This is a genomic window from Pseudalkalibacillus sp. R45, from assembly GCF_052246725.1.
Lineage (GTDB): Bacteria > Bacillota > Bacilli > Bacillales > Fictibacillaceae > Pseudalkalibacillus.
The window spans coordinates 1-4,826 of record NZ_JBQQCL010000038.1 but is presented as its reverse complement, the minus strand read 5'-3'; the positions used below and the strand labels follow the sequence as shown (position 1 = coordinate 4,826).

The following is a 4,826-nucleotide window of genomic DNA, read 5'->3' as shown; positions in this document are numbered from 1 at the left end:
AGGCTCGACCTACAAAAGGCTTGGTCTCGCCAAGTTTTCTTTAAAAGTCGTTGATTTCCGCTCCAGGATGCTCGCTTTCCGCGGGGCGTTCGGTGAGCCCACTCGTCGCCTTGCGACCTCAGGAGTCCCCTTATAAAGGAAGCATTTGTGCTCCTGCGTCTACAAGAAAGTCCTGTGGAAGCGAGCTTCCTCGTCGCATGCCTTGCGAGGAGATTATTCAGGTAGTAGGCACGCTGATCCCGCAGGACAAGGAAAGCTTCGGCAGTGTTACATCGCACGAAGAAAAATCGATTTTCATTTTCGAGGAGTTTCACGCCTTGCTCTCCAATCAACTTGCACTATGTAAGTATTTAAAAATGACTCAAAAGCCACAATCTTTTAGAAAAGAGCCAAAATGTAAAAAGGATTAACCATGATAACGGCTAGTTCCGTTTCTGGTCAATCCTTGGTTCATTGATTATTCAATCATATTGTTCAGCAATCGGAGAGTAAGGGAGTGCTTCTTCAAAGAAAGTCAAAAGCTCTTCCGCTTCTTTCTTTGATTGAATTTTGAAGGCTTTTTGAATATTATCCGTGTTCCTGAGATCAGCGGCATCCATCAAAGTCGAGCGCCCGGTTTGCATGCAAACGACGAGCGGTTTCCCGAAGAACATGTTGGTATAGACAATTCCGAAATCGTAACGTACATGTTCCGTGGTAAATCCAACAAACCTCACTTTAACCGTTTCGTCTTCATCGTAGAGTTTGTCAAAGAATTCCATACCACGCCCTCCTTTTGAATTTTTTGAATATTATAATTAATTATACTGATTCCCCCAAGAAAACACAACTTATTCGACAATCTTTTTAAATTACATTTTTCAGTTGTAAGACCTGTCCTACAAAAGTTTTAAACGAACAACGTTATGAGTGATAGTGAAAATTCGCATTTCTTCGTGACACGGTCTGTCATTTTTTCTCATTGAATGATAAAATTGATTATAAATTTAGGCGTGCCTGACAGGAGTGAAAGATAGTGTCCAGTAGTGCATATGTAAAGCTTGTTGCTAAATCCAAACAACAGACGATCACTTTCGAAGAAATTGAAAAGCTGATTCACTATTATATGGAAATTACCAATAAGACAGGTGAACAATTAAATTGGGAGTATGGCTCAGCAGCTTTTCCCTATTCAATTGAACAACGAAAAAACGGCAGCGAAACGTATTATTTTTTGAAAGGAAACACACAAGGATACAATTACATGCTGGTGGGTGCAGGGAATGATGATGAAGGGGCGGAGAATACATACATACAAATCGTATTACCTGAAGGAGCCGCCCACGGGGATAAAGGCAAAGCGAATGAATTCAGTAAATTCCTTGCTAAAAAATTAGATGGCGAACTTCACCTGTTTAACGGAAGAATCATGTATTACTACAAACGATGATCTATGTACTACCGAAAGGATGACCAAAATGGTTATCTTTTTTTGTGGTGAAGGTAAAATCCAGGTTAACACGCCTTCAGACTAGTGCTCTGAGTGCGTGATGAAGGGAAAATCCGGGTTAACACGCCTCCAGACTAGTGCTCTGAGTGCGTAATGAAGGTAAAATCCAGGTTAACACGCCTCCAGACTAGTGCTCTGAGTGCGTGATGAAGGGAAAATCCGGATTAACACACCTTCAGACTAGTGCTCTGAGTGCGTGATGAAGGGAAAATCCGGGTTAACACGCCTCCAGACTAGTGGTCTGAGTGCGTAATGAAGGGAAATCCGGGTTAACACGTCTTCAGACTAGTGCTCTGAATGCGTGATGGTTTTTATTTAAAGTAAAATAATACTTTCTTCATTATTAGGGCAACTAAGCCACAGCCTGTACCAAAGGTTTGCCTTTGCCATATTTACTTTAAACGAAATTCACGTAATACCACTTAATCTTTTAAAATCACACTACAATTTTGTAATTTAGTAAAAAAGACCTGCAAGCGGCTTGAATAGCCACGCTGCTGGTCCACAGGGCTCACACGTCACTCTACAATTTGTTCTGGGTGTACGAAGGTATATCCTTTTGCTTGCAACCCTTTAACGATATCCACAAGGGCTTCGTTCGTCCAGTCCCGGTCGTGCATCAAAAGAATCGCCCCATCTGTCAGCAAGGGCGTGTTGACCATGATATCAGCAATTCCTTCACTTGTCTGGTACTCTTTTTCCCAATCATACCCGTAAGTCCAGTTCATGAAAAGCATCCCTTGTTCTTCCATCAATTTCTTTGAAAATTCAGTATTGATTCCGAATGGCGCTCTGAAAAAACGAGGCGCTACTCCTGTCACTGCTTCAATTTCTTCGGATAAAGCAACGATTTCATGTCTTTGCTTTTCTTCGCTGCTATTCTTGAGATTAGCATGGGACATTGTGTGGTTTCCGATTGCAAATCCCATTTCGTAAATCTCTTTTACAATGTCTTTCTCATCATCCGTATCCATAAAGTGGCCGTTTACGAAGAAAATAGCTGGAACATCCAGGTCCTTCAATTTTTGTGCCATCTCTAATGCATGCTTATCCGGAGCATCATCAATCGTCAATAAAACTACTTTTTCATCGGTTTCTGCTTCCATTTTCAACGTCCAGTTAGCCGGATTTACGGTATATGTAATCTCAGGAACACCTACAGGTTCTTCTTCAGAATCTTGGTTTGCATCTTCGGCATCGTTTACATCCTGCTCTTTATCCTCAGAATCGTTTACATCTGGTTCCTCCGATTCTTCCTCTGTATTCACATTCCCACCGTCTATCCCATCCTGATCTTTTTCTGCACTGCTTTCCGCCGCACAACCTGCTAATAATAAAATCAAAAAACCTATCAATGCTTTTTTCATGTTGTCTCCCCCATTTTATCTCTTTTTGTCCTTTATTTAGTATATTTTGTCTAGATATGTAATCATAGAGTCGAAACGCCTAAAATAGGAATCAAATCGGTTTTCTAAGTAAAAAATAGGGTATAGGAATAATTGGGCTAGGATTTTTAGACTACAAAACCCTTGAAATGGAAAAGGGTTTATTAGTAGAATGTAAACCGTGTCATAAAACTTTACGAAAGGAGAAAATGAATGAAAAAATTCACCAAAGTCTTTATTATCTCACTCATCATCTCAGTATTTTTCATTGCTTGGGGCGTATTGTCTCCAAAAGGATTACAGAGTGCTACTGGAGCCATCCAGAATTTCCTTCAAGTCAAGTTCGGCTGGTTCTATCTGTTATCCGCTACAGGGTTCTTGATCTTTTCAATCTATTTGATCTTTAGTAAATACGGTAAAATCAAATTAGGAAAAGACGACGATGAGCCTGATTACAACATCATTACATGGTTTGCAATGCTATTTAGTGCCGGAATGGGGATCGGCCTTGTATTTTGGGGTGTTGCAGAACCGCTGTTTCATTATTACGACCCTCCATCTGGTAATGGAGAGACCGTTGAATCTGCAAATGCTTCCCTAAGATACGCAATGTTCCACTGGGGCTTGCATCCGTGGGGTATTTATACGGTAGTCGGATTGGCACTAGCTTATTTTAAATTCCGTAAAGGTGCACCAGGATTAATAAGCGCTATTTTCAGACCACTTCTCGGAGATCGTGTAAATGGTCCAATTGGAATCATGATAGACGTAATCGCTGTTTTTGCTACTGTGTTCGGAGTTGCTACATCGCTTGGATTTGGTGCTGCACAAATAAGTGGGGGGCTTTCCTACGTATTTGAAGGCATTACAAACACGAAAGGTACTCAACTGATAATTATTGTGATTGTTACATTTTTATTCATCCTTTCTGCGTCAACTGGTCTCAACAAAGGGATCAAATACTTAAGTAACATCAATATCGTACTTGCAATTGGACTTATGTTCTTCCTCCTATTCGCAGGTCCTACGAATTTCATCATGGATGTATTCACGCAAACACTTGGATCCTACCTGCAAAACTTGCCTAGCATGAGTTTCAGGCTTGGACCGTATAGTGAGACTACACAAGATTGGACTCAAGCTTGGACCGTTTTCTATTGGGCTTGGTGGATCGCCTGGGCACCATTTGTCGGTATGTTCATCGCCCGTGTATCAAAGGGACGTACAATCCGTGAATTCGTACTTGGTGTCCTATTGGTACCGACTATTTTCGGTGCGCTTTGGTTCTCGGTATTCGGGGGATCAGCTGTATTTAAGGATCGAATGGAAAGCACAGGACTGTACCAGGTAATGACTGACAGTGGTACAGAGGTTGCGTTATTCGCATTGTTTGAACAATTCCCGCTTGGAGGGATCATGTCGATCATCGCAATACTCCTGATCAGTACATTCTTTATTACATCAGCTGACTCTGCTACCTTTGTACTTGGAATGCAGACCACGAACGGAAGCTTGAATCCATCGAACTATATCAAATTCATCTGGGGTGGTGTGGTAGCAGCATCTGCTGCAATACTACTTTACTCTGGAGGATTACAAGCTCTACAGACGGCATCAATCATAGCCGCCTTCCCGTTTACATTCATTATGATTGCGATTATTTTTGCAACAGTCAAAGCACTTAAAGAAGATCATAAAATGAACTTCAAAAAATAATTAGCACTATAAAATGACCTCAATAAGGGTGATATCCTTTTGAGGTCATTTTTCATTTAGACTCTTTTCTTAAAGATTGTTGCTTTTGGGTCGTTTTTGTAAAGAAACCCCTTGTGCAAGTTGATTGGAGAGCAAGGTGCGAGACTCCTCGAAAATGAAAATCGCATTTTCTTCGTGCGATGTAACGCTGCCGAAGCTTTCCTTGTCCTGCGGGATCAGCGTGCCTACTACCTGAA

General features: G+C 41.3%; 5 protein-coding genes. 3 read left to right on the top strand and 2 right to left on the bottom strand.

Translation table 11 applies throughout. The annotated features are described in order from the left end of the window. The first annotated feature begins 197 nt into the window (after window positions 1–197). Window positions 198–410, top strand: a complete 213-nt coding sequence (locus ACTWQL_RS24720) for a hypothetical protein (protein WP_443145001.1) — start codon at window positions 198–200, stop codon at window positions 408–410. Window positions 411–461: 51 nt separating this feature from the next. Here the strand turns inward: ACTWQL_RS24720 and ACTWQL_RS24715 are convergent, their stop codons facing one another. Beyond that, entirely contained in the window at window positions 462–761 is a 300-nt protein-coding gene (locus ACTWQL_RS24715; RefSeq protein ID WP_443145000.1) for a DUF3055 domain-containing protein, read from the bottom strand. Between the two features lie 254 nt (window positions 762–1,015). Here ACTWQL_RS24715 and ACTWQL_RS24710 point away from each other — a divergent pair, with 254 nt between their 5' ends. Continuing rightward, window positions 1,016–1,429 (top strand): DUF1885 family protein, encoded by a 414-nt coding sequence (locus ACTWQL_RS24710; RefSeq protein WP_443144999.1) that lies wholly within the window; start codon window positions 1,016–1,018, stop codon window positions 1,427–1,429. 578 nt (window positions 1,430–2,007) lie between these two features. On the opposite strand, the gene ACTWQL_RS24705 is transcribed toward ACTWQL_RS24710, so the two are convergent. Further along, complete coding sequence (locus ACTWQL_RS24705; protein ID WP_443144998.1) at window positions 2,008–2,856, bottom strand: polysaccharide deacetylase family protein; 849 nt, start codon at window positions 2,854–2,856, stop codon at window positions 2,008–2,010. A gap of 231 nt (window positions 2,857–3,087) precedes the next feature. On the opposite strand from ACTWQL_RS24705, the gene ACTWQL_RS24700 reads away from it, so the two are divergent. Next, window positions 3,088–4,590, top strand: a complete 1,503-nt coding sequence (locus ACTWQL_RS24700) for a glycine betaine uptake BCCT transporter (protein WP_443144997.1) — start codon at window positions 3,088–3,090, stop codon at window positions 4,588–4,590. The last annotated feature ends 236 nt before the right edge of the window (window positions 4,591–4,826 follow it).